Source organism: Pseudoalteromonas sp. CO109Y (genome assembly GCF_004208935.1).
In the GTDB taxonomy this organism is placed as follows: domain Bacteria; phylum Pseudomonadota; class Gammaproteobacteria; order Enterobacterales; family Alteromonadaceae; genus Pseudoalteromonas; species Pseudoalteromonas shioyasakiensis.
Genome location: NZ_SGPD01000038.1, coordinates 174,969 through 197,548 on the forward strand (window position 1 = coordinate 174,969; position 22,580 = coordinate 197,548).

The window sequence follows — 22,580 nt, forward strand, 5'->3', positions numbered from 1 at the left end:
AAGCATAAATACCGAGTCTACAGTAATCTGTAATCAGTCTATTTAAAAGCAAAATCGCTAATTTTGGAACTTAAATTTGTTTCGTTTGTGTCTATTAGCTGATTTTCTCAACAACTTTAACAAGTGTAATTAAAAATTGCTTAAACCTTGCTCATTCTTATTTACACAACGCTGTTAATTTGAGCGTATTTAACCTGAGCTTGGTCGCATTTGCTTGGGTTTTAGCCAGTGCTGCGCTACTTTAGCGATACTGATTAAAACTAAAAAGAATGCTATGAAACAAACACTGTCGCGAACTTTAAACCGTTCTGTTATTGCGGTTGCTTTAGCTTGTACTTTAAGCGCTTGTCAGGTAACAAATATTGATGCTGATCAGCAATTTACTCAAGTAGCCGAAAATATTGTTAATTACCGCCAAAGCATCAGCCCATATGGTAAAGAAAATGGCGTTGATGGTTATTTATTAGAAAATCTATCGGCTGAATTTTTAGAACAAAAATACAAGAAGAATACTGAGCTACTTGCCGAGCTAGACGCTATCGACCGTGATAAGTTATCGGAAGAAAACCGCATTAACCTGACTATTTTGCGTGGCCAAGTGCAAAATAGTGTCGATGAATATGTGTTTAATGCGCACTATATGCCGCTGACATCTGAGTATGGTTTCCACTCTAGTCTATCATTTATGATATCAAGCTCAGATTACACAAAACCACAAGATTACCAGCTATATCTTGCTAAATTACAGCAAATTCCTCGCTACTTTTCGCAAAATATCGGCTGGATGCGTAAAGGTCTTGAAGTAGGTTTAACTCAACCAAAGGCTGTTTTAGAAGGCTATCAAGACTCAATCACGGCTTATATTGTTGATGATGCGACACAGTCTGAATTTTACAAACCATTTTTAAATAACACGGCAGGTGTAAGTGATAGCGAGTTTGCAGCGCTACAAAAGCAAGCGCAAACCATTATCACAGAACAAGTTATTCCGGCATATCAAGGTTACTTAACCTTCTTTAACAATGAGTATCAACCGGGTGCACGTACAGATATTGGTATTTCAAGTACGCCGAATGGCAAAGCGTTTTACGAAAATCGCGCTAAGTACTACACCACCACAGATATGACGCCAAAAGAAATCCATGAACTGGGTTTACAAGAAGTTGCGCGTATTCGTGCAGAAATGGAAAAAATTATTGAGAAAGTAGGCTTTGAAGGCTCGTTTGCTGATTTTGTGCACTTTTTACGTACTGATCCGCAATTTTACGCAAAAACACCAAAAGATTTGCTAAAAGAAGCGTCTTACATCGCCAAGAAAATGGATGCGCAGTTACCTAAGTTATTCCACACCTTGCCAAGAATGCCGTACGGTGTTGCGCCAGTGCCAGAGAGTATTGCCCCTAAATATACAACCGGCCGTTACTCAGGTTCTCGCCGTGATGATCAAGCGGGTTATTACTGGGTTAATACCTATGCGTTAGATAAGCGCCCGTTGTATGTTCTTGAAGCATTAACTTTACACGAAGCTGTACCAGGGCATCATTTACAAATCTCGCTAAATGCTGAACTTGAGTCATTACCAAGCTATCGCCGTAATGCATATTTGTCGGCATTTGGTGAAGGTTGGGGCTTATATTCGGAGTTTTTAGGTATCGAAGCGGGCTTTTATCAAGACCCATACAGTGATTTTGGTCGTTTAACCTATGAAATGTGGCGTGCAGCACGTTTAGTGGTTGATACAGGTATGCATATGTATGGCTGGAGCCGCGAACGCGCAATGAAGTTTATGAGCGAAAATACCGCGCTATCATTACATAACGTGAAGACCGAAACCGACCGTTATATTTCATGGCCTGCACAAGCGTTGTCATACAAAATAGGTGAGCTAACAATTAAACGTTTACGCCACGAAGCTGAGCAAGCACTTGGTCAAGATTTCGATATTCGCGAATTCCACCATCAAATATTACGTCATGGCTCAGTGCCAATGTCAGTGCTCGAAGAGCAAATTCAACTTTATATTAAAGCTGAATTAGCCAAACGAGCAGCATAGCGGCATAAAAGAAACGAAAAGGCGTGACTTACATCACGCCTTTTTTGTTTATTGCACGTAATATAAACACCTTATATGCTTTGAAGGATGTCATTTCACAAAGGGGCCTTGGATGAGTGATTTTATAATTTTTAGTATCGATGTTTTTGCCAGCTTGTTTATTTTTGCACTAGGCATAGGCTTGCTGGTGATTGTGTGCTTTTACATTAGTGATGTGACGCAATCTAAGCAGGCGATTCGCCGTAATTACCCGGTGATCGGCCGCTTTCGTTATTTTTTTGAACGCCAAGGTGAATTCTTCCGACAATACTTTTTTGCCATGGATAGGGAAGAGCTACCATTTAATCGTGCTGAGCGAAGCTGGGTTTACCGCGCTGCGAAAAATGTTGACCGCACTACGGCCTTTGGTTCAACCCAAAGTCTTGAAGCAACGGGAACGGTGATGTTTATGAACTGTGCGTTCCCAACTTTAGATGAAGATGCACTCGACCCGAGCGAAGTCACGTTAGGGCCTTATTGCCAAGCTCCTTATACAACAAACTCGTTATTTAATATTTCTGGCATGAGCTTTGGTGCCTTATCTAAGCCAGCGGTGCGCGCACTATCGCGAGGTGCAAAGTTAGCGGGCTGTTGGATGAATACAGGCGAAGGAGGGCTCAGCCCTTACCACCTTGAAGGTGGTGCAGATATTGTGTTTCAGATTGGCACGGCAAAATATGGTGTTCGAGATGAGCACGGTAAATTAAGCACCGAAAAACTCAAAGCGATTGCTGATCACGAACAAGTTAAAATGTTCGAAATTAAAATGAGTCAAGGTGCTAAACCCGGTAAAGGGGGTATGTTACCAGGGCGCAAAGTGACCGCTGAAATTGCAAAAATTCGGGGTATTCCCGAAGGGCATGACTCGATTAGTCCAAATGGTCATCCAGAAATTAAATGCCCAGCAGATTTACTCGATATGATTGAAGCGGTACGCAGTACCACAGGTAAGCCAACCGGTTTTAAAGCGGTGATTGGTGAATACACTTGGCTCGAAACCTTGTTCAGCGAAATTAATAATCGTGGTATTGAATCTGCCCCTGACTTTATCACTATTGATAGTGCCGACGGCGGTACGGGCGCAGCCCCTCAACCCTTGATGGATTCAGTTGGTTTACCGCTACGAGAGAGCCTGCCTTTGGTTGTTGATCTGCTAAAAAAACATGGTCTCAGAGAGCGAGTGAAAGTGATTGCATCGGGTAAGCTAATCGTACCGTCAAAAGTGGCTTGGGCATTGGCGCTAGGGGCTGATTTTATTGTTTCGGCGCGTGGTCATATGTTTTCGCTTGGTTGTATTCAGGCTCTACAATGTAATAAAGATACCTGCCCGACCGGTATTACGACTCATAATGAACGCTTACAGCGAGGCCTCGATGTGACCGATAAGGCACAACGTGTCGCTAATTATAATAAGTTTATTCATTATGGTGCAGGGCTGATTGCTCATTCATGTGGTGTATCAAGTGCCCGCGAGTTAGCTCGCCAGCATGTGCGAGTGGTACAAGAAAATGGTTTATCAGAGCCGCTCGATAAAATGTATGAGCACTACAATAAATAATCTTGTTGAATAATTAAAAGGCGCATTAAGCGCCTTTTTACTTTTTGACTATCAGTTTAATAAACTGATTAATAAAGAAAAGAACTCGTCTTTATTGTTACAGCTTGTGGCATTGAGCATCAGTTGCTCGCCAAGTACGAGCGTTTGCTGTTGTACTGCTAAACGAGCTTGTGCATCTTCAATACCGTCTATATCTGCAACATGGGCTAAACCAATAGTACGGCGAATAAGTTCAGCGCCACAGTAGCCAATCGCATCACGCAATACGTGTCGTAAGTAATCTTCGCTAAAGGCGCGGTTTGCAAAGCTAATATCAGTTGCTTCGCTGCTTGCTAGGTTTAGCCAGTGTTGCTCAAATTGGCTATAGCAGTCTTGTAAGCAGGTTAATAAATGGGTTTGATACTGACGGCGTTTTGCTTGCTCTGTAATACGGGCGTTTTGGGCACAGTAATTTAGTAGCAAGTTACCCATAAATGAGCCGATATCAAAGCCAACAGGGCCAAAAAAACCAAACTCTGGGTCGATCATTTTAGTGGTTTTGCTATCAACAAAAATGCTGCCACTGTGCATATCGCCATGCAATAAAGTTTGCGGGCAAGATAAAAATTTAGCTTTTAATTTCGCTGCGGCCAGTTTTAAACCATCATTATTTCGAATACTTTCGACGTGCTCACTAAGCTCAGTTGGGAAATTATTGCGCTCATGCTCAATGTACGGATCAGTAAAGAATAAGTCTTCTGTGATCTTACATAAATCAGGATTAATAAATTGGCTGACTTTGGCTTTTTTATCTTCAGCAGATAAGTAAAAGTCTGAGTTATAAAAGCCTGTACGGCTTAAGTAGAGCGCAACATGGCTGGCCAATAATGGAAATTGCTCTGCATTGATTTGTGCGCCACGTAAAATTTGTAACTCACCTAAATCTTCTAACACGGTTAATGCCAGCTCTACATTGTGATGCAATATCGCCACGGTATGCTCTGGGCATAACTTACCATGATTAATCAATACTTCGGCTTCGATTCTGGCGCGGTCTAACGATAATGGCCATGACTCACCTACGCAGCGGGCATAAGGGAGTGCTTGCTTTAGAATTACACTGTTGTTGTGCTGATCAGCAACCCGAAAAACTAAGTTTAAGTTTCCGTCTCCAAACTCGTATGCAGTCAGTGTTGCATCAGCAGGGAAGACTGAAATTAATTCACTTTTAACAAGTTCTTTAATGTAATCAACAGCATGCTCTGCATTAAAGGCAGTGTATTTAGCCATGGCTCTATCTCGTAATACAATTAACTTTGAGCATTCTATACCTGTAACCGTTTAGATGTCCATACATCTAGCTTGTTAGTTATCAAAACTGATGTAAAATAACTATTCACTTAAATTAGTTATTCATTAGTTATTCGGATTCAGTATGCAAGATCTCATCGCCAGCAGTATTAAATATCAGCAAGGTACGCTAACCGTGCTTGATCAGTATTTGTTGCCACATCAACAGCATTGGCATGTATGTAACGATGTTGAAATGATGAAAGATTTGATTTTGACTTTGAGAATCCGGGGAGCGCCTTTAATCGGCTTAGGTGCTAGCTTATTGGTTGCACACCTAGCTGAGCAAGGCATGAGTCAATCAGCACTAGCGGTTGCTATAGATGAGCTTGAAGCAACACGCCCAACAGCGGTAAACCTTATGCACTGCATGGCCAAGTTACGCGTAGCGCTAACAGAGACTGATTATGTTGCAGCTGTTGTCTCTACTGCTGAGCAGTTATTTAAAGAAGATATTGCCCTTTGCGATAGTATGGCAGAACGTGGTGCGGCTTTGGTAAATAAGGGAGATAACATTTTAACCCACTGTAATACTGGTGCGTTAGCGACTGCGGGTGTCGGCACTGCATTAGGGGTTATTTATAGAGCTCAGCAACGCCATGGTGACATTCATGTTTGGGTTGATGAAACAAGGCCGTTACTGCAAGGCGGCCGCTTAACGGCTTTTGAGCTTGAGCGCTGGCAAATTCCTTATACCTTGATTTGCGATAACATGGCGGCGAGTTTAATGGCTGCGGGCAAAGTAGATAAAATCTTTGTAGGGGCAGACCGTATTGCTGCAAACGGTGATTTTGCCAATAAAGTCGGCACATATAACCTTGCAGTGTTAGCGCGTTTTCATAACATTCCATTTTATGTCGTTGCGCCACTTACTACACTTGATACACAAACGGTGTGTGGTGCAGATATCGAAATTGAGCAACGCAGCCCTAATGAAGTGCGCGGTGTTAGTGGTAGTTTTGGTGAAGCAATGTGGGCACCGACTAACGCGAAGGTTTATAACCCAGCATTTGATGTTACACCGGCGAGCCTAGTCACAGGCTGGGTGCTCGATAGCGGAGTTTATAACCAGTCCGATATCGAGCAAGGTATTCTAAAACAGTTAAAGTCGTAAATTACTCTGCGCTTTTTTTAGTGTAGAGCTCAATGCTATTTTGATTGTTGGCAGTTAAGAAGGTCACTGCCAGCTTGTCGTTTTTAGCATTAAGGCGCGATATATAGTGAGAAGGCTTCATTTGAAGTACTGACTCAACGCCCTGCATTGTGGCTAAATTAATGCTGAAAACTTCAGTATCAGTGGCGATATACAAACTATGTAGGTTACTTGCCATCGACACAATAGAAGGCTTTAACTCAGTTAGTTTGTCTGGTGTAGTCAGCTCACTATAGGTGTTGTTATCGCTGTCTAAAAGCAGGTATTTATCGTATTTAGAATGCACAATCAGCTGTGTATCGTCATACCATGCAATAGCTAGGGGTGTATCTATAGTGCTTTTAATCACTTCATCGCTGTTTGTGTGAAGAATCATTATTTGATTTAGCTGATTGCTAAGATCGGTATATAGCACGGCAACCTTGTTACCCCTTATAGCTGCCAGCTTGGTACTACCAGGAAGTGTCCAGTGCTTAATTTCTGAGAAATCAGCAGCATTTAATAATGTTAATTGCTGATCGGCTTTATTAAAGCTAACAAGTCGGCTACTGTCACTATTTGCTGCAATTACTGAACTATCTTCACCAATTTTGCCAGTGATATTGATGTATTGGTTTGCTTTTCTGAGCCAGTGTTGTCGTTCTGAAAACTCAAAGTCAGAGAAGTACACATCATTATTGGCTAATGCGACTAAGTCGTCTTCATGCTTATTCGCTGTGGCGATGTAGCTCATTGTTTTTGAATTAAGGTCAAAGACTGCGGCATCTTTATCGTGAAGGTCAGTACTGATCAACACACTTTCTTTGCTTAAAGGGTAAGCATAATTTGCTCGTTTTACTGGCGCTGTTATAGCGGGTTGTCGACTCATACTATCAAAAGAGAATGATTCAATAGTTGATGTGCCGCGGCTATACCAAATTAGTGAGTTGGTCTGCTCATCATATGTGGCTACCCATGCACGGTAATCGTTGGTAGTTAAAAGCTTTAGCGAGCTGCCATCTAAATTCGCCATGTATATCTCTACTTGGCCAACATTATGGCGCTCAAAGATGATGCGGCTCGGGTTTTTTATAGTTGTTAAAATAAAGTCCCCAGTGCCAGTGATATTGGGTGTGCTGATGCGAATTTCTTCACCGGTTTTTAAATCTTGTGCATATAAAGCATATAAATGTGTTAAGCCACGGTAATTATTACGCCTCGAAATTGCGACATCACCCACTTCAATGTACTGACTTGGCTGAGAATTAAGTAAAGATTGGTTGATACGTGGCTTTATTAACGCTTCACTTGATAACAGGTTGCTTGCTTGCCAAGTGATGCAATCGCTGTAGTCTTTGTTTTCACAAGAGCCGTAAAATAATCGCTCTCCATCCTCAGACCAACCCTGTAAAAAGATATTGCCAGAGGCAATCACGTATTCTTTTTTAGTGGTTAGGTCGACGACAAAAAGACTTTGACCATCATTTTCTAGAATATAAGCAAGCTTAGTTTTGTCATGGCTTAGCATTAAACGATAGTGAGAGCCTTTATGCCATGAAATGGTTTCAGCTTGCAGGTCTAAAAATGGCGCTTCGTTTTGTACTTCATCATTTGCTTTAGGCTGTTGTGAAAATAACCAAATAGCAGTAATCAATAAACCAAGCACTAACGCTGCAAAAGGCCATGGCCAGCGTGAAGAATGCGCTTTTTGTTCATTAATGGCCGTAGGTTTAACTTGAGTATCAGCGTCTTTATCTACTGTTATTACATTTTCTGTTTTTAGCGGCTCAGTACTCACAGTGTGATCAAGAGGCTTAACTTCAATAAATAGACTATAACCTTTGCGATAATGGGTTTTAATGGTTTGCCCGGGCTGTTTTTCTGATTTAAGAGTTTTTCTTAGTTCAGAGATGGCACGGTTAATGGCATTGTCATCAACAAAGCTTTGTTGCCAAATATTCTCAACCAGCTCTTGGCGAGTGATAATGCGATCATTATGCTCAATAAAGAAACACAGTAATTTAAATAATAAAGGTTCTAGTTCACGCTTATGAGTGCCATCGCTGATGGTTTGCTGCTGAGTGTTAAGTTGCCACTCACCCACATAAATAACGGTATCGCGTAAGGGTGAAAATGCCGACCCCATGTTTAGTCCTTTAGCAAATAATTAGTACTTATTAATGGGGAGGATAATAGCAGCTTTTGTTCTTAATTTGGGTCTTTTTGTTTTATATTTGTAAATTAAAGGCTGTTTTTTGCAACATATAGCCAAGCTTGGTTGTTACATTGGAATGTTTCTGCAATTCGCTGATAATCATCTACTTCGTAAGCATCTGCCTGAGCAAGCTCTTGTTCGGTGATTAAATAAATAGTGCCATTAACAATATCACTTGGTTTACTTGTTTTGATTAAAGCCGGGTGAAAACGTTGACCACTACTTTTAAGTACGGCTTCGTCGGTGATCTCGACTTCACCAATGACATACCCAGTTAGCGTAGCAGGTTGACCTTCGAGCAAACGCCCGAAGGTATCAAGCTGAACCTGCGGGTACTGTAAGGTACCGTACGAGAATAGCTTTTCCATGTTAGTCCAGCAGTGGGAAGTTGGTAGCAATAGTTGACTCAGTACTTTTAGCGACCCAACCTTCGGTATTATTGAATAAGCGAATTGCTGTGAATTCAGGGTCGCTGCCCATATCAAACCAATGTGGTGTGAGTTCTGGTACTGAAATTAGGTCGCCTTGTTGGCAAAGCACTTGATACACTTTGTCGCCTAAGTGTAAGCAGAATAAACCTTGGCCTTTCACAAAAAAACGAACTTCATCTTCGCTATGTGTATGTTCAAACAAGAACTTACCGCGTAGTTCGCTGGCATTGGGATTACCCTTAGCAAGCGAAATAACATCCACTGTTTGATAGCCCCCTTCAGCTTTTAAGCGCTCTATATCTTTAGCATAAGCAGTTAAAATAGCGTCATGACTGGTCTCTTGGTCAATTTGTGCCGTTGCTTGCCACTGCTCAAAGCGAACGCCAACCGCATTCAGCTCACTCGCAATCGCGCTTAAGTCTTCACTGTGAAACAGTATGTTGTTTGCGTTATTATCGTTATAAATAGTTAATTGGCTCATGCTAAAAGCTCCGCACTAAATTCCGAAAAGTCGTTGATATATGGGTGAGCATCGCTTACTGCTTGGCCATCGCGAACAAGGTGTAAAGTGCCAAGACCAGCAGCTTTAGCAGCATCAAGCTCTGCCACCACATCGCTTAAAAACAATACTTCGGCAGCGTCAAATGGCAGCTCGGCGATAATATTCTCATAAGAGCTTTGCTGTTGTTTTGCACCGACTTTAGTGTCGAAGTAATCACTAAATAAAGGTCTAACATCACCGTAATCAGAAAACTCAAAAATCAGGTGTTGGGCTTTTACTGAGCCTGATGAGTAGACATATAGACTTTTACCAGCTTGTTTTTGGGCTTGTAAAAAGTCATAAGCATCTGGGTAAAGGTGGCCAGTAAAATCACCACTCTCGTAGCCCGTTTGCCAAATTAAGCCTTGCAACTGCTTGAGTGGGGTAATTTTTTGATCTGTTTCAATCCAATGAATTAAATGTTTAATGACCGTGTCGATATCGGCTTCGGGTTGTTCAATATGTGCTTTAACGGCCTCAATTTGGGCTGCAACTTCCGGGTCTGTTTGATGTGACTTTACAAACTCAGGTAATTGCCCTGCCGCGTAAGGAAATAATACGTCTTTAACAAAAGAAATGCGGGTAATTGTGCCTTCAATATCGGTTAAAATCGCTTTGATCATGGCTGAACTCCAGCTTGAATACCTTCTAGTTTTAGGCGCTCAAGCTCACAGCTAAATAGGAACTCTAAGCCTTCTAAATGGCGAAGTACTTCTTTGATATCTCGACCAACGACATATAAACCATGGCCACGAATTAATACAGCATGCTCAATAGGGGTGTGAAGGTGATGATCACTGACTAGTAAGCTTAAACGGTCAATGTCTTGGTCATTATCAAAAATAGGAATAGTTAAGGTATCTAAGTGCGATTTGACACCGCTTAAAGACTTTTGCATTTCGTAGCCATGCAAATTGATAGCGTGGCCTTTGATCACACGCGATAACACAGTTGCTGCAACAGAATGGGTATGCAAAACAAATTTAGCTGATGGGATCAGCTTATACATATTCAAATGTAGCTCAGTTTCAGCTGATGGATTGCCAGAGCCTTTAGTACGATTGCCTTCATGATCAAATTCAATAAATGCATGAGTGCCGAGTTGACCTTTATCGAAACCACTTGCTGTGACGACATAACCGCTTGCAGTGCGGGCTGAAAAGTTACCACCAGTAGCAGGGACCCAGCCACGTTGGCTTACCCATTTACCAGCTTCAATTAGTTCTGAAATAGCGGTATTGTTATGCATATATTCCTCGACATTCTAAAAGTTATTTAGACGGCTATACATCTGTTTTAAGCAATGATAGCATCGCTTCGGGCGCAAAACCATCTTTAAGGAACCTCTGTGTTTGAAAGTAAATTGCCGAATTTAGGCACCAGTATTTTTAGTCAAATGACCGCTCTAGCAAATAAGCACCAAGCGCTTAATTTATCTCAGGGTTTTCCTGAATTTGATGCACCAGAATTACTAAAAAAACAGCTCAATCATTATGTACTTGAGGGGGTAAACCAATATGCGCCTTCAAGTGGGGTTGCAAAGCTACAACAGCAAATAGCGGCTTTGATTGCTAGAAAATACCATAACAACATAAATTACGAGCAACAAGTTACCGTCACTTCAGGGGCAACAGAGGCATTATTCGTAGCAATTCAAGCGCTTGTTAAAGAGGGTGATGAAGTTGTGGTATTTGACCCCGCGTATGACTCGTATCAACCGGCAATTGAGCTTGCTGGCGGTCGCTCAGTTCATGTTGCTTTGCATGCGCCAGACTACAAAATCGATTGGCAAGCTGTAGCTGATGTTATAACAGACAAAACACGTGTCATCATCATCAACACGCCACATAACCCAAGCGGTAAAATCTTTAAAACAGAAGATATTAATGCCCTTAAAGCGCTTGTTACTAAGCATGATTTATATGTAATTAGCGATGAAGTGTATGAGCACATTACCTTTGACGGCGCTTTGCATTTAAGTGCGCTGACCGACCCTGAGTTATTTGCACGCAGTTTTGTGATCTCAAGCTTTGGCAAAACTTTTCATAGCACCGGCTGGAAGATGGGTTATTGTGTTGCACCTGCCCAATTAATGGGGGAGTTTCGTAAAATTCACCAATATGTGACTTTTTCAAGCTTTACGCCTGCCCAGCATGCACTAGCCGATATGCTCGAGTTAGAGCCAGAACATGTTGATGAACTTAGTGGTTTTTATCAACAAAAACGCGACTTGCTCAGCGAATCACTAGCGCAAAGCCGTTTTAAAATATTACCAAGTGAAGGCACCTACTTTTTGCTACTCGATTATAGTGATGTGTCTGATCTTGATGATGTTGAGTTTTGCCAATGGCTGGTTGAGCAAGCGGGTGTTGCAGCTGTACCACTCAGTGTGTTTTATAACAGCGCAAGCAGCGACAAAGTGATTCGTTTATGTTTTGCTAAAAATGATGACACATTAAAACGTGCCGCGGAGATTTTATGCCAACTTTAACCTTAGCTTTAGTGCAGTCATCACTGCATTGGCTTGATAAAAGCGCCAACCTTGCGCACTTTACAGAGCAGCTTAACAGTTTTAACGAGCAAGTTGATTTAATTGTCTTGCCAGAAACATTTGCCACGGGTTTTGCGATTAATCTAGATTGCAGCGAACCAGAACAAGGCGAGGTACTTAGTTGGTTAAAAGCTACAGCTAAGCAAAAAAATGCTGTGGTTGCAGGCTCTGTTTTAGTTGCAAAAGGCGACAAAAAGGCTAATCGCTTTTATTGGGTTTGGCCAAATGGCGAAGTGAAATATTACGACAAACGCCATTTATTCTGTTTAGGTAACGAAGGCAATTTCGTCGCAGCAGGCGAGCAGCGCGAGATATTCGCAATCAATGATTTTCGCATTTTGCCGCAAGTGTGTTACGACTTACGCTTTCCTGTATTTCAGCGTAATTGCAACGACTACGATGTGATGATCAACGTAGCTAATTGGCCGGCGGCACGTCGCCATGTGTGGGATACTCTTCTAAAAGCACGCGCAATGGAAAACCTCTGTTATGTCGTGGGTGTGAATCGCATTGGTGCTGATGGTAATAATGTTGCCCACAGTGGTGGTACTGCCGTTTATGATTTTAAAGGCGACACCTTGGCTAAGCTTGAAGATGATCAATCGGGTATCATTATTCAGCGCTTAGAAAAGTCACCGCTTGATGACTTTCGAAGAGCGTTTCCTGCTCACTTAGATGCTGATCAATTTCAGTTACTGTAATTGCTCGAAGCCGCATACTCAAAAATTTGTTAAACTCATGGTTGGATTATTTACTATAAGCAATCATGAGTCGCAAAATCACCCCCGTTATTCTCGCTGGTGGCATAGGTTCTCGTTTATGGCCTTTGTCGCGTAAAGCGATGCCTAAGCAGTTTTTATCTTTACTTAGCGAAAAATCACTCTTACAGAGCACGCTTTTACGAGTAGCTGACTCACGATTTAATGCGCCAATTTTAGTGTGTAATGAAGAGCATCGTTTTATTGCTAAAACGCAAATTGCAGAAATCACAGATAACTATACTTTATTGCTTGAGCCTGAAGGTAAAAATACCGCGCCAGCGATTGCCTTAGCAGCTGAATTTGCATTGCAAAATGGCCTAAAAGATCCCTTACTAGTCATGCCTGCTGATCACCATATCAGTGATTTTGATAAGCTTATTGCCTGCTTAGATAATGCGATAGCGCTTTGTCAGCAAAAACAATTAGTAACCTTTGCTATTACTCCCACTGAACCACATACCGGTTATGGTTATATTCGCCAAGGTGAGCCATTAGCTCATGAAGGTTGTTTTAAGGTGGCTGAGTTCAAAGAAAAACCGGCCCTGCAATTAGCCGAAAAATACCTTACCAGTGGTGAGTATGGCTGGAATAGCGGCATGTTCTTATTTTTACCGGATGTGTACTTGAGTGAGCTTAATCGTTTTGCGCCAAAGATTGCTGACAGTATCGCAAAGGCGGCTAGCTTCACCGCAGATTTAGGTTTTCAACGGCCTGTTGCGGCTGAGCTTACAGCATGCCCAAGTGATTCTATTGATTATGCTATTTTGGAGCGTAGCGCTAACGTTGCTGTTATTCCTGTTGATTTGAATTGGAGCGATGTTGGCAGCTTTTCAGCATTGTCGAAAATCGTAGAAAAAGACCAGCATGGCAATTATTTAGCTTCGCAAGGGGTGAGCTTAGATAGCGAGAATAATCTACTTATCAGCGAAGCCGACCATACTATTGCGGCGCTCGGCGTGAGTAATAAAGCAATTATACATACTCATGATGCCACCTTAGTGGCAGACAAAAGTGCGCTCGATAAGCTCCCTGATTTACTTAAACAGCTTGCTGTTGTCGATAACGATAAACTAACCCACCATCAAGCGGTATTCAGACCTTGGGGCAACTATCGAACTTTAATTGAAAGTACTGGCTTTAAGGTAAAGAAAATAATCGTCAACAGCGGTGCAAAACTCTCAACTCAACGCCATCAGCACCGTGCAGAGCATTGGGTTGTCGTATCTGGAGTGGCAAGTGTGCGAGTAGGTGATGACGAGTTTGAGCTAACAGCCGATCAATCTTGTTATATTGCGGCTAAACAATTACATAGCCTCGCTAATCAACAAAACACGCCACTGATCGTTATTGAAGTACAAACCGGTGCAATACTTGATGAAAGCGACATCGAGCGATTTGATGATAGATATGGGAGGGAGTAGGTTGGTTTGAGCGGAGCGAAACCCAACGTAAGCGGAGCTATCAGCTTTCAGCCGTCAGACGTCAGTTGAGCGGTGGAGTTGTTGAGTGCAGTGTCTTACTCAGCATTCGCCCTATTCATTCTTCGGGTAGGTTGGTTTGAGCGAAGCGAAACCCAACGCAATCCATGTAAACCCTTTCTTTGGTAAACCCAAACCATCATAAATCACTCCCAAGGTTATGCTTGACCTAGAACCTAAAACCTAGAATCTTTACCCTCGCTAACTCGCTAACTCGCTAACTCGCTAACTCAGTACCGACATAAAGCCTTATATTTTCAGCATTTGTGTACTGAGTGAATACCATCGTATTCGCTGTGTTTATCAGTAATTGTTGCTGTTGTTTTTCTAGCTTTAGTTCTGCGCTAAGTAGCTCTTTGCGGATGGTAGGGTAGTCTGAAATCTCGTTTTGAATAGTTTTCAGGTAGGCGCGTGTGGCTCTTAGGGGTTGTAAAGCTTGCTGGTCAAATTCGGCAATGCACGACTCAAGCTCACTCAGTTGAGAGGGTGTTACAGCCAGCTCTAAAGAATCAAGATAATAAAGCAGCAGGCAAAGGTTCACATTTTTGCCTTGCTGGTCCTGATAGCCTAGTAGCTTGGTTTGCATGCCGTCTTTGCTGTAAAGCTTGCATGCAAACTGCCAAAACTGTTCGCTGTTAAGCGGTTTCATCGGCAAAGGCCTGCTCTTTTTCTTCAAGCTCTTCAAGTGCCATGAGTAGCTCTTCTTCAACGTCATTAAGCTTGGGTGTTAGGTTTGCTTGTTTACCGAGTAGCTCTGTCAGTTTGGCTTTATTTTCATCACTGTATAAGTCATTGTCGGCAAGAGCGTTTTCGATTTCTCCAAGCTCTGTCGAATACTTATCAAGTTGCTTTTCAAGCTTTTCGATTTGCTTTTTCAACGGCTGCACTGACTTTCTGAACTCAGCTTCTAAGCGCTTTTGCTCTTTGCGGTTAACGCTTGAATGGGCTTTAGGCGCATCGTCTTCAGGGCTTTTAGCAGCTTCTTTATTGGCATTGAGTAGCCATTGGTAATAGGCATCAAGGTCATAACCAAATTGTGTTACTTCGCCATTATCAACAAGGTAATACTCATCAGCGGTATTTTTAAGCATATGACGGTCGTGCGATACGGTAACCATAGCGCCTTCAAAGCCTTGCAGCGCCATAACTAAAGCATGGCGCATTTCTAAATCGAGGTGGTTGGTTGGCTCATCCAGTAACAGTAGGTTTGGCTTTTGGTACACCAGCATTGCTAGTACTAAACGGGCTTTTTCACCGCCAGAAAATGGCGCAACTGGCTCAAGTGCTTTATCGCCAAAGAATGCAAAGCCACCTAAAAAGTCACGCAATGATTGCTCTGGAGCTTGCGGATTTAAACGTTGTAAATGGGTCACTGCACTGGCTTTTAAATCGAGTGACTCGAGTTGATGCTGCGCAAAGTAACCAATATTTAAGCCCTGATGCTGAAATACTTCACCTGCTTGAGGCTGTAAATCGCCAGCTAATAATTTAATCAGTGTTGATTTACCCGCACCATTTCGGCCAAGCAGCGCAATACGGCTACCCGGCACTAGGTTTAGCTTGATGCTATGCAAAATGGTGGTGTCGCCATAGCCTGCTTTGGCTTGGTCGAGAGTCATTAATGGGTTTGGCAGTGCTGTTGGCTCAGCAAATTCAAAATCAAAGGGTGAGTCAACATGGGCTGGAGCCAGCTTTTCCATACGCTCTAGGGCTTTTACGCGGCTTTGTGCTTGCTTAGCCTTACTGGCTTTTGCTTTGAAGCGCGTAATGAATTTTTCTAGGTGAGCAATTTGTTCTTGTTGCTTTTCGAACATCGCTTGTTGTTGTAATAAGCGCTCTGCTTTTTGGCGTTCGAATTGCGAGTAATTGCCTTTATAAACATTTATTTTTTGTGCGTCTATGTGCCAAATTTGGTCAACAACGGCATCTAAGAATTCTCGGTCATGGGAAATAAGCACTAGAGTGCCTGTGTAGGCACGTAAAAAGCGTTCTAACCAGTAAACCGCATCGAGATCTAAGTGGTTGGTTGGCTCATCCAGCAGTAATAAATCGGCATCACGAATAAGTGCTTGTGCTAAGTTTAAGCGCATACGCCAGCCACCAGAAAAGGCGCTCACTGGGTTGTCTATTTGCTCATTACTAAAACCCAAACCGTGTAATAGCTCTCCTGCTTTTGCCTCAATGCTATAGCCTTGAATATGTTCTAGGCCAATATGTGCTTTTGCCTGCGCATCGCCGTCGTTATTTTGCTCAGCTTCGCGTAGTGCAATTCTTAGCGCGTAATATTCAGGGTGACCTTGTAATACATAATCTAGAGCGCTGATTTCGAGCGCGGGTGTTTCTTGCTTCACAGAGGCAATTGACCAGTCTTTAGGAATTTGGCATTCACCGGCATCGAGTTGCAATTCAGACTTTAATAGCGCGAACAGCGTTGATTTACCACAGCCATTAGCGCCAACAAGGCCGACTTTATGCTCTGGGAATAAGGTTGCAGAGGCCCCTTTTAGTAAGGCGTTACCACCACGTAGAAGTTCGATGTCTGAAATTTGGATCATGAATGTTTACTTGCACAGCACTGATTAAATTGCCGCTATCATAACACGGATCACATTAGCCTTCGCAATCGTATCAAACAGAGAATTATTAGGCTAAAATAGCCGCCTACATGCCACGGGAGATCATCTATGAAACAAAAGAAACGCTTTATTGCTGGCGCATCATGCCCTGAGTGTAAGGCCATGGATACCATGATGCTTTATAAAGAACATGATGTGGAAAAAGTGGAGTGCGTACAGTGTGGCCACAAAATGACGCAACCAGAGCAGGCAGTGCAAGCCTCAACACGCCAATTTGAGCAAGTGATTGGTGTATTTAAGCCGGGCGATTAATTCCCGGCTCTATCACTACCTAATTAATAGTGCGGCGGTGGCGGCTCTTGCATTTGTGACATTAAAGATGGCTGCTGCGCTTCTTTAATCTTTTCTGCAAGTAACTCTGTCTGGCGTTTCATTTTAGCCAGCTGCTGTTGGTGCGCTTTAAGCTCATCGTTTAATATTTCAATTGTTTCATCTTGAAAAGCGACTTTCGCTTCAAGTTCCATTAGACGATCTTCAATTGTATTCATTTGATTCTCTTAGATTAAAACTTTCAGCGAATCCGCTGGAGCTTTCGGTTAATAACGCTTGGTTGTTATCAGTAAACGCAACATCTAACACCACGGCTGATTTCGGGCGGCTTCCTTCACGAGGAATCACTTGCCACGTTTGTAATTTTTTACCCGACTCTAGCTGCCATAAATCAACCAATCGATTGGGTGAACCGGTGGCAATTAAAGTGCCTTCATCGTTAAAACGGACGGCGGTAAAAATTTTCTGACGCGCAATATACGCCAGTTTGCTAACAAGATCACCTGTAGTCAGTTGCCATACATTTGCTTGCTTCATACTGTCTGCGGTAAATGCGTAACGACCTTGTGGATCAAGGGCGACTTGAGTAACGCGACTTGGGTGATTAAAGCGGTGGATCACTTGCCCTGTGCGAGTATCCCAAAAGTAAGCAACATAATCATTTGAGCCGCTAATGGCGTAGTGACCGTTAGGCGATAGATCAACAACATTGACTTTTTCTTGGTGGCCAAGGAACTCTATGCGCCTGCCACTCTCTAAGTCGAGGTAAACGACTACACCGTCGGCGCGGCCATATAATACACTGCGCCCTTGGTTACTTATCGCGATATCTCGAATTGTTGAGGCGTGTATTTTGTAATAACCCGTGTTGTTGCCCGTGGCAATGTCCCACACTGCAAAGGTGGACTTCTCAGCGGTAACTGCATGGCTATTGTCGTAAGAGATAGCAACAGTATGAACCAAGCTATCTTGATTTTGTTGTTGAAACCATTGGTATTTTAGCACCTGTTGTTGATTATCCCACAGTGCGACCCCATGGTGTATTGATGAGATTAAGCTGTATTTGCCATCGTGTGACAGCGCACTGGCGAAGGCACCTTTAGCCGCATGCTCATAGCGTGCAGTTGATTGCTCATGTTGCTCAGAGCAGGCTACAACTAAGCAAAGGCTGAGCAGATACAAAAAAGTACGAAATATCGACATATTACGAGTATTTCCCCTTAACTCTTAGTGATTGAGAGGTTAGACTAGGTCTCGTTGAAGGCCTAGGTTGTTAGTCTAATCGCTGATCATGCATAGGCATGACGTTAGTTATTAGACAAGCAGCCTACCATGTAGGTCGTTAATCTTTAACTAGTAATAATACAATAATTGACAACTGCAAAGTGTGTCGGAGATATAAAATGAGAAAGACGATTAAATTGTCATTGATTGCAGCGTCAGTTTTAGCGCTTACAGCTTGTAATCAGGAAGCAAAAAAAGAACAGCAAGTTGAAGTTAAACTAGAGACTGAAGCTCAACAACAAGCATACGGTATTGGTGCATCTGTTGGTAACTTCTTAAACCAAGACCTTGCTGATAAAAAAGCGCTAGGCGTTGAACTAGACGAAGCACTTCTTAAGCGTGGTTTTGAAGACGCACTAGCGGGTAACGCTAAACTTGATGACGAAAAAATTCGTGAAGTGTTAACGGCGCTTGATCAAAGCATTCGCACTAAGCAACAAGAAAAAGCGAAAGTAGAATCTGAAAAGAGCAAAGCTGAAGGCGAAAAATACCTAGCTGAAAACGCGAAAAAAGAAGGCGTTACAGTAACTGAGTCTGGCCTACAGTACGAAGTGATCACTGAAGGTGAAGGCGAAAAGCCAGTAGCAACTGACGTTGTTAAAGTACACTACAAAGGCACTTTATTAGACGGTACTGAGTTCGATAGCTCTTACTCTCGTAACGAACCAACTACTTTCCCACTTAATCGTGTGATCCCAGGTTGGACTGAAGGTTTACAATTAATGCCAGTTGGCTCTAAGTACAAGTTCACTATTCCATCTGAACTTGCATACGGTGAGCGTGATCTTGGTAAGATCCCAGCAAACTCAACGCTTGTTTTCGAAGTAGAATTACTTGAAATCCAAAGCGATGACAAAGCTGTACCAGCTGAGTAATATTTAACTCAATAAAAAAGGGCTTTTTAGCCCTTTTTTTATGCGCAAATTTTATTAACTAAATGCCGTTTCTTTCATTTTTAATGTGCCACTATCTGCATCAAGCTCAACCACAGTGCCAACAGGCAGAATAAATTGGCGTTTAATATGGCCAATCATAGCCCCACGATAGGCAGGAATTCCCAGCGGTTTTATATAATCTGCAAAAATATCGTCAAGGGTTAACGAGCCATAACCTCGGCCTGGCTTACAGTCATTACAATCGCCAAATACAAAGCCTGCAATCTTATCCAGTGCGCCCATAAGTTTTAGTGTGCTCATCATTCTGTCAATTCGATATGGCGCTTCGTCGATATCTTCTAAAAATAAAATTGCGCCATCAAAGTCAGGTAAATAATTCGAGCCTGCGAGGGCTGTCAGTACCGTTAAGTTACCGCCGATTAATCGTCCAGAGGCCTTACCTGGTGTAATCGTTTGGGTCAGGTACTGAGTGTTAACAAGCTCATCATCGGCTTTTGGTAAGTTTTGGAAATGCATCAACTTACGAGCTTCGAACATATTCTTAAATTGTGCAACATGAAACGAGTTCCAGTCACTCGATGCATTTGGACCATGAAAGCTGATTAACCCAGCTTGAGACAGTAAGGCGTTATGAAGAGCGGTAATATCTGAATAGCCCATTAGAGGTTTTGGGTTGTTACGGATCATTGCGTAGTCGAGCAAAGGTAGAATACGGGCAGCGCCTGAACCGCCACGTAAACACAAAATGGCATCAACCTCTTTGTCGCTGAATAAACTATTTAAGTCGCCGGCTCGCATTGCATCAGTGCCTGCTAAATGTCCGCGTCTTGCTAAAATGTTTGGTGCAAGCTTAGCCTTGTATCCCAGTGCCTCTATAACGCCTTTTGCTAGTATGATATCAGCCTGTTCGGCAGTGGCAGCTGACGGGCTACACACACCAATTGTGCCGCCTTTTTCCAGCGCTTTTGGCTTAATTAATGTTTGGGTACTAGCATTCTGAGCAGCCATTAAAGGAGCTGATGTTAAACTTGCGCCAGCGGCAAGGATTGAAAGTGACTTTAAAAATGACCGTTTATTCATAGCGAGCCTCATGTTTTATAGTATGAGTATCGCATTGAAGAAAATATTTCAAATATTTGTTACGAAATGGAATAGATGATTCTTTTTGGCAAGGCAAAAACACTTCAGCAGAGAGTGTTTCTCTGCTGTGCAACTAAGCTGTTAGCTGGTGTGATTAGAATATAAGTTGTCGATTAACTCATCTTCTAGCTCAAAGCGCAGTTCAAGTGCTTCGCCTAAGATTGATAGGTCTTTATCAAACTCATCAAGCAAGTCATCTTTGTCAACTTCTGCGTATTTGTCGTTAAAGTCGAGTGCTACATCTGTGGTTTCAGAAATGCGCGGGTATAAGGCATTAGCCAGCTTTTGGCTCTCAGGACCTTTTTCTTCACACGCTTTGGCAATGTCGTCGTAAATTTCGAAATGGCCAGCAGAAAGGTAATCCATCAGAATTTGGCAAAAGTTTTGAATTTGCAGCTGATCAGGAAGGGCATGATCTTTCTTTTCGTACGGTGAAAAGCCTGCAATACGGCAGAACAACACAAGCAGCTCTTGACGTTCTGTGAGCCATTTGTCGATTACAGAGTGACTACCACCCCATTTTTGTTGAGCTTTTTCCAAACGCGTCAGCATATTTCATCTCCTCGCTGAGTAGGTTTTCCTTTGTATATATAAAAAGGAAATATGACACAAAGATCAACTAAATTCTTAGTGTCTAATTGCAACAGATTGTAAAAGTCATTCTAAAGACATACTTTTCAGCATTGAATAGGCCAAAAAATGACCTTGTTTTTAGAGTGGACTTTTTTTTTGCTCTCATTGCAGTGTATGGGAATTGATTCAAAACTACTAGTATTAATTTTGCAATTTTTATCTAAGCGGATGAGTTGTAATTTGCTGATTTAGAAAAGAAAAAACCACCAAAATTGGTGGTTTAATTCTTTTTCTTAGACTTGTTAAAACAAGCGTTCTTATTATTATGGGAAGATTGTTGTTCTTATTGTTATAAGATTTTTATTATTGTTTTTGTTAACGCGGGGTAAGTTATACCAAGCTTTTTTGTATGTTGCAAATTTATTAATAGAAAGTTTTAAATTTATTTTGTTTTCGCTCAAAAAACGCACATTAGGCTTAGGTTGGCTGAAAAAACATGATCTATATCTAGCCTTGATTATCTATCCATAGTGAGACGCGCAATATGGTGATACAATCTGCTCAATTTCATTCAGTTCTAGGATTCTATACGCATGAGCGAATTAAAAAACGATCGTTATTTACGTGCACTACAAAAGCAACCTGTTGATGTCACACCGGTATGGATGATGCGCCAAGCTGGCCGCTATTTACCTGAATACCGTGCTACACGTGCCCAAGCAGGCGACTTTATGAGTTTATGTAAAAACGCTGAACTTGCTTGTGAAGTAACGTTACAGCCATTACGTCGTTATCCGCTTGATGCTGCAATTCTATTCAGTGATATTTTAACTATTCCTGATGCTATGGGCTTAGGTCTTTACTTTGAAACAGGTGAAGGTCCAAAATTTGAACGTCCGATTTCTTCATTAGCAGATGTTAAAAAAATCCCAAATATCGATCCAACTGATGAGCTTGGTTATGTGATGAATGCGGTAAGTACGATTCGTCGCGAATTAAAAGGTGAAGTACCGCTAATTGGTTTCTCTGGTTCACCTTGGACACTTGCCACTTACATGGTTGAAGGTGGTAGCAGCAAAACATTCGGTAAAATCAAGAAAATGGCCTTTGCAGAGCCACAAACACTGCACCTATTACTTGATAAATTAGCTGACTCAGTAATCGACTATTTAAACGCGCAAGTTAAAGCGGGCGCGCAATCGTTAATGGTATTTGACTCATGGGGCGGTGTATTAAGCCCACGTGACTACAATGAGTTTTCATTACAATACATGCACAAGATTGTTGATGGCTTAATTCGCGAACATGATGGCCGTAAAGTACCAGTGACGTTATTTACTAAAAATGGTGGTCAGTGGATTGAAGCCATTGCAGCAACAGGCTGTGATGCAGTAGGTCTAGACTGGACTATTAACATCGGTGATGCAAAACGTCGTGTTGGCGATAAAGTCGCGCTGCAAGGCAACATGGACCCAGCAATGCTGCATGGCACGCCTGAGCGTATTCGCCAAGAAGTTGCTACTATCCTAGAAGACTTTGGTACAGGCTCTGGCCATGTATTCAACCTAGGTCACGGTATTACACCAGATGTAGACCCAGAAAACGCAGGTGTATTTATCAACGCCGTTCATGAATTCAGTGGTAAATACCACAAATAAGCAAAAGCTAATCGTAAAAAAGCCCGCATTAAGCG

Annotated in this window: 21 protein-coding genes; 9 read left to right on the top strand and 12 right to left on the bottom strand. The window is 42.2% G+C overall.

From position 1 onward, the window contains the following. Positions 1 to 274 precede the first annotated feature (274 nt). Together EXT43_RS15460 and EXT43_RS15465 are read left to right on the top strand one after the other, a co-directional pair. Positions 275 to 2,053, top strand: a complete 1,779-nt coding sequence (locus tag EXT43_RS15460; protein WP_130167377.1) for a DUF885 domain-containing protein — start codon at positions 275 to 277, stop codon at positions 2,051 to 2,053. 112 nt (positions 2,054 to 2,165) lie between these two features. Further along, positions 2,166 to 3,650 (top strand): FMN-binding glutamate synthase family protein, encoded by a 1,485-nt coding sequence (locus EXT43_RS15465; protein WP_130167378.1) that lies wholly within the window; start codon positions 2,166 to 2,168, stop codon positions 3,648 to 3,650. Positions 3,651 to 3,701: 51 nt separating this feature from the next. On the opposite strand, the gene mtnK is transcribed toward EXT43_RS15465, so the two are convergent. After that, a complete protein-coding gene (mtnK, locus tag EXT43_RS15470) occupies positions 3,702 to 4,919 on the bottom strand; it encodes an S-methyl-5-thioribose kinase (protein ID WP_130167379.1) in 1,218 nt (405 codons plus the stop codon). A gap of 145 nt (positions 4,920 to 5,064) precedes the next feature. Here mtnK and mtnA point away from each other — a divergent pair, with 145 nt between their 5' ends. Continuing rightward, positions 5,065 to 6,093, top strand: coding sequence for an S-methyl-5-thioribose-1-phosphate isomerase (gene mtnA, locus EXT43_RS15475; RefSeq protein ID WP_130167380.1), 1,029 nt, complete (start codon positions 5,065 to 5,067; stop codon positions 6,091 to 6,093). Position 6,094: 1 nt separating this feature from the next. Here the strand turns inward: mtnA and EXT43_RS15480 are convergent, their stop codons facing one another. The 5 genes from EXT43_RS15480 to EXT43_RS15500 all read right to left on the bottom strand — a co-directional run bounded on the left by EXT43_RS15480 (position 6,095) and on the right by EXT43_RS15500 (position 10,547). Next, the gene (locus tag EXT43_RS15480) at positions 6,095 to 8,257 is read right to left on the bottom strand and encodes a winged helix-turn-helix domain-containing protein (RefSeq protein WP_062566294.1); all 2,163 of its coding nucleotides are present in this window, start codon (positions 8,255 to 8,257) and stop codon (positions 6,095 to 6,097) included. 95 nt (positions 8,258 to 8,352) lie between these two features. Beyond that, positions 8,353 to 8,694 (bottom strand): gamma-glutamylcyclotransferase family protein, encoded by a 342-nt coding sequence (locus EXT43_RS15485; RefSeq protein WP_062566293.1) that lies wholly within the window; start codon positions 8,692 to 8,694, stop codon positions 8,353 to 8,355. A gap of 1 nt (position 8,695) precedes the next feature. Beyond that, positions 8,696 to 9,238 carry an acireductone dioxygenase gene (locus EXT43_RS15490; RefSeq protein WP_062566292.1) on the bottom strand — a complete coding sequence of 181 codons (543 nt, stop codon included), beginning with the start codon at positions 9,236 to 9,238 and terminating at the stop codon, positions 8,696 to 8,698. After that, positions 9,235 to 9,921, bottom strand: coding sequence for an acireductone synthase (gene mtnC / locus EXT43_RS15495; RefSeq protein WP_062566291.1), 687 nt, complete (start codon positions 9,919 to 9,921; stop codon positions 9,235 to 9,237). Before mtnC ends, EXT43_RS15490 begins: the two co-directional genes overlap by 4 nt. After that, complete coding sequence (locus EXT43_RS15500) at positions 9,918 to 10,547, bottom strand: methylthioribulose 1-phosphate dehydratase (RefSeq protein ID WP_055020556.1); 630 nt, start codon at positions 10,545 to 10,547, stop codon at positions 9,918 to 9,920. The genes mtnC and EXT43_RS15500 overlap by 4 nt, the downstream gene beginning before the upstream one ends. Before the next feature lie 99 nt (positions 10,548 to 10,646). Here EXT43_RS15500 and EXT43_RS15505 point away from each other — a divergent pair, with 99 nt between their 5' ends. The 3 genes from EXT43_RS15505 to EXT43_RS15515 all read left to right on the top strand — a co-directional run bounded on the left by EXT43_RS15505 (position 10,647) and on the right by EXT43_RS15515 (position 14,031). Further along, positions 10,647 to 11,789, top strand: coding sequence for a methionine aminotransferase (locus EXT43_RS15505; RefSeq protein ID WP_062566290.1), 1,143 nt, complete (start codon positions 10,647 to 10,649; stop codon positions 11,787 to 11,789). Beyond that, entirely contained in the window at positions 11,777 to 12,550 is a 774-nt protein-coding gene (locus EXT43_RS15510) for an amidohydrolase (RefSeq protein WP_062566289.1), read from the top strand. The genes EXT43_RS15505 and EXT43_RS15510 overlap by 13 nt, the downstream gene beginning before the upstream one ends. 65 nt (positions 12,551 to 12,615) lie before the next feature. Then, complete coding sequence (locus EXT43_RS15515) at positions 12,616 to 14,031, top strand: mannose-1-phosphate guanylyltransferase/mannose-6-phosphate isomerase (protein WP_171037156.1); 1,416 nt, start codon at positions 12,616 to 12,618, stop codon at positions 14,029 to 14,031. Positions 14,032 to 14,305: 274 nt separating this feature from the next. Here EXT43_RS15515 and EXT43_RS15520 read toward each other — a convergent pair whose 3' ends face one another. Together EXT43_RS15520 and EXT43_RS15525 are read right to left on the bottom strand one after the other, a co-directional pair. Continuing rightward, on the bottom strand, positions 14,306 to 14,737 hold the full coding sequence (locus EXT43_RS15520; RefSeq protein ID WP_130167382.1) for a TIGR02444 family protein: 432 nt from the start codon (positions 14,735 to 14,737) through the stop codon (positions 14,306 to 14,308). Continuing rightward, positions 14,724 to 16,643: an ATP-binding cassette domain-containing protein gene (locus EXT43_RS15525; RefSeq protein ID WP_130167383.1), complete on the bottom strand. Its 1,920-nt coding sequence runs from the start codon at positions 16,641 to 16,643 to the stop codon at positions 14,724 to 14,726. The genes EXT43_RS15520 and EXT43_RS15525 overlap by 14 nt, the downstream gene beginning before the upstream one ends. Positions 16,644 to 16,772: 129 nt before the next feature. Between EXT43_RS15525 and EXT43_RS15530 the strand changes: the two genes are divergently transcribed. Beyond that, entirely contained in the window at positions 16,773 to 16,976 is a 204-nt protein-coding gene (locus EXT43_RS15530) for a YheV family putative zinc ribbon protein (RefSeq protein ID WP_130167384.1), read from the top strand. Positions 16,977 to 16,999: 23 nt separating this feature from the next. Here EXT43_RS15530 and EXT43_RS15535 read toward each other — a convergent pair whose 3' ends face one another. Then, entirely contained in the window at positions 17,000 to 17,212 is a 213-nt protein-coding gene (locus tag EXT43_RS15535) for a SlyX family protein (RefSeq protein ID WP_054554490.1), read from the bottom strand. Then, positions 17,199 to 18,197, bottom strand: coding sequence for a hypothetical protein (locus EXT43_RS15540; RefSeq protein WP_063529198.1), 999 nt, complete (start codon positions 18,195 to 18,197; stop codon positions 17,199 to 17,201). The genes EXT43_RS15535 and EXT43_RS15540 overlap by 14 nt, the downstream gene beginning before the upstream one ends. A gap of 200 nt (positions 18,198 to 18,397) precedes the next feature. Between EXT43_RS15540 and fkpA the strand changes: the two genes are divergently transcribed. Further along, entirely contained in the window at positions 18,398 to 19,153 is a 756-nt protein-coding gene (gene fkpA, locus EXT43_RS15545; protein WP_062564767.1) for an FKBP-type peptidyl-prolyl cis-trans isomerase, read from the top strand. Between the two features lie 54 nt (positions 19,154 to 19,207). Here fkpA and EXT43_RS15550 read toward each other — a convergent pair whose 3' ends face one another. Further along, the gene (locus EXT43_RS15550; protein WP_171037153.1) at positions 19,208 to 20,254 is read right to left on the bottom strand and encodes an LD-carboxypeptidase; all 1,047 of its coding nucleotides are present in this window, start codon (positions 20,252 to 20,254) and stop codon (positions 19,208 to 19,210) included. A 141-nt stretch (positions 20,255 to 20,395) separates the two neighbouring features. Beyond that, positions 20,396 to 20,866: an Rsd/AlgQ family anti-sigma factor gene (locus EXT43_RS15555; protein ID WP_054562902.1), complete on the bottom strand. Its 471-nt coding sequence runs from the start codon at positions 20,864 to 20,866 to the stop codon at positions 20,396 to 20,398. 614 nt (positions 20,867 to 21,480) lie between these two features. On the opposite strand from EXT43_RS15555, the gene hemE reads away from it, so the two are divergent. Further along, a complete protein-coding gene (gene hemE / locus EXT43_RS15560; RefSeq protein WP_054562901.1) occupies positions 21,481 to 22,545 on the top strand; it encodes a uroporphyrinogen decarboxylase in 1,065 nt (354 codons plus the stop codon). Positions 22,546 to 22,580 lie beyond the last annotated feature (35 nt).

What these genes read in the sequence shown, in the direction of transcription:
- EXT43_RS15460 (WP_130167377.1), top strand. Translation starts at nt 275, where the DNA reads ATGAAACAAACACTGTCGCGAACTTTAAACCGTTCTGTTATTGCGGTT.
- EXT43_RS15465 (WP_130167378.1), top strand. Translation starts at nt 2,166, where the DNA reads ATGAGTGATTTTATAATTTTTAGTATCGATGTTTTTGCCAGCTTGTTT.
- mtnK (WP_130167379.1), bottom strand. Translation starts at nt 4,919, where the DNA reads ATGGCTAAATACACTGCCTTTAATGCAGAGCATGCTGTTGATTACATT.
- mtnA (WP_130167380.1), top strand. Translation starts at nt 5,065, where the DNA reads ATGCAAGATCTCATCGCCAGCAGTATTAAATATCAGCAAGGTACGCTA.
- EXT43_RS15480 (WP_062566294.1), bottom strand. Translation starts at nt 8,257, where the DNA reads ATGGGGTCGGCATTTTCACCCTTACGCGATACCGTTATTTATGTGGGT.
- EXT43_RS15485 (WP_062566293.1), bottom strand. Translation starts at nt 8,694, where the DNA reads ATGGAAAAGCTATTCTCGTACGGTACCTTACAGTACCCGCAGGTTCAG.
- EXT43_RS15490 (WP_062566292.1), bottom strand. Translation starts at nt 9,238, where the DNA reads ATGAGCCAATTAACTATTTATAACGATAATAACGCAAACAACATACTG.
- mtnC (WP_062566291.1), bottom strand. Translation starts at nt 9,921, where the DNA reads ATGATCAAAGCGATTTTAACCGATATTGAAGGCACAATTACCCGCATT.
- EXT43_RS15500 (WP_055020556.1), bottom strand. Translation starts at nt 10,547, where the DNA reads ATGCATAACAATACCGCTATTTCAGAACTAATTGAAGCTGGTAAATGG.
- EXT43_RS15510 (WP_062566289.1), top strand. Translation starts at nt 11,777, where the DNA reads ATGCCAACTTTAACCTTAGCTTTAGTGCAGTCATCACTGCATTGGCTT.
- EXT43_RS15515 (WP_171037156.1), top strand. Translation starts at nt 12,616, where the DNA reads ATGAGTCGCAAAATCACCCCCGTTATTCTCGCTGGTGGCATAGGTTCT.
- EXT43_RS15520 (WP_130167382.1), bottom strand. Translation starts at nt 14,737, where the DNA reads ATGAAACCGCTTAACAGCGAACAGTTTTGGCAGTTTGCATGCAAGCTT.
- EXT43_RS15525 (WP_130167383.1), bottom strand. Translation starts at nt 16,643, where the DNA reads ATGATCCAAATTTCAGACATCGAACTTCTACGTGGTGGTAACGCCTTA.
- EXT43_RS15530 (WP_130167384.1), top strand. Translation starts at nt 16,773, where the DNA reads ATGAAACAAAAGAAACGCTTTATTGCTGGCGCATCATGCCCTGAGTGT.
- EXT43_RS15535 (WP_054554490.1), bottom strand. Translation starts at nt 17,212, where the DNA reads ATGAATACAATTGAAGATCGTCTAATGGAACTTGAAGCGAAAGTCGCT.
- EXT43_RS15540 (WP_063529198.1), bottom strand. Translation starts at nt 18,197, where the DNA reads ATGTCGATATTTCGTACTTTTTTGTATCTGCTCAGCCTTTGCTTAGTT.
- fkpA (WP_062564767.1), top strand. Translation starts at nt 18,398, where the DNA reads ATGAGAAAGACGATTAAATTGTCATTGATTGCAGCGTCAGTTTTAGCG.
- EXT43_RS15550 (WP_171037153.1), bottom strand. Translation starts at nt 20,254, where the DNA reads ATGAATAAACGGTCATTTTTAAAGTCACTTTCAATCCTTGCCGCTGGC.
- EXT43_RS15555 (WP_054562902.1), bottom strand. Translation starts at nt 20,866, where the DNA reads ATGCTGACGCGTTTGGAAAAAGCTCAACAAAAATGGGGTGGTAGTCAC.
- hemE (WP_054562901.1), top strand. Translation starts at nt 21,481, where the DNA reads ATGAGCGAATTAAAAAACGATCGTTATTTACGTGCACTACAAAAGCAA.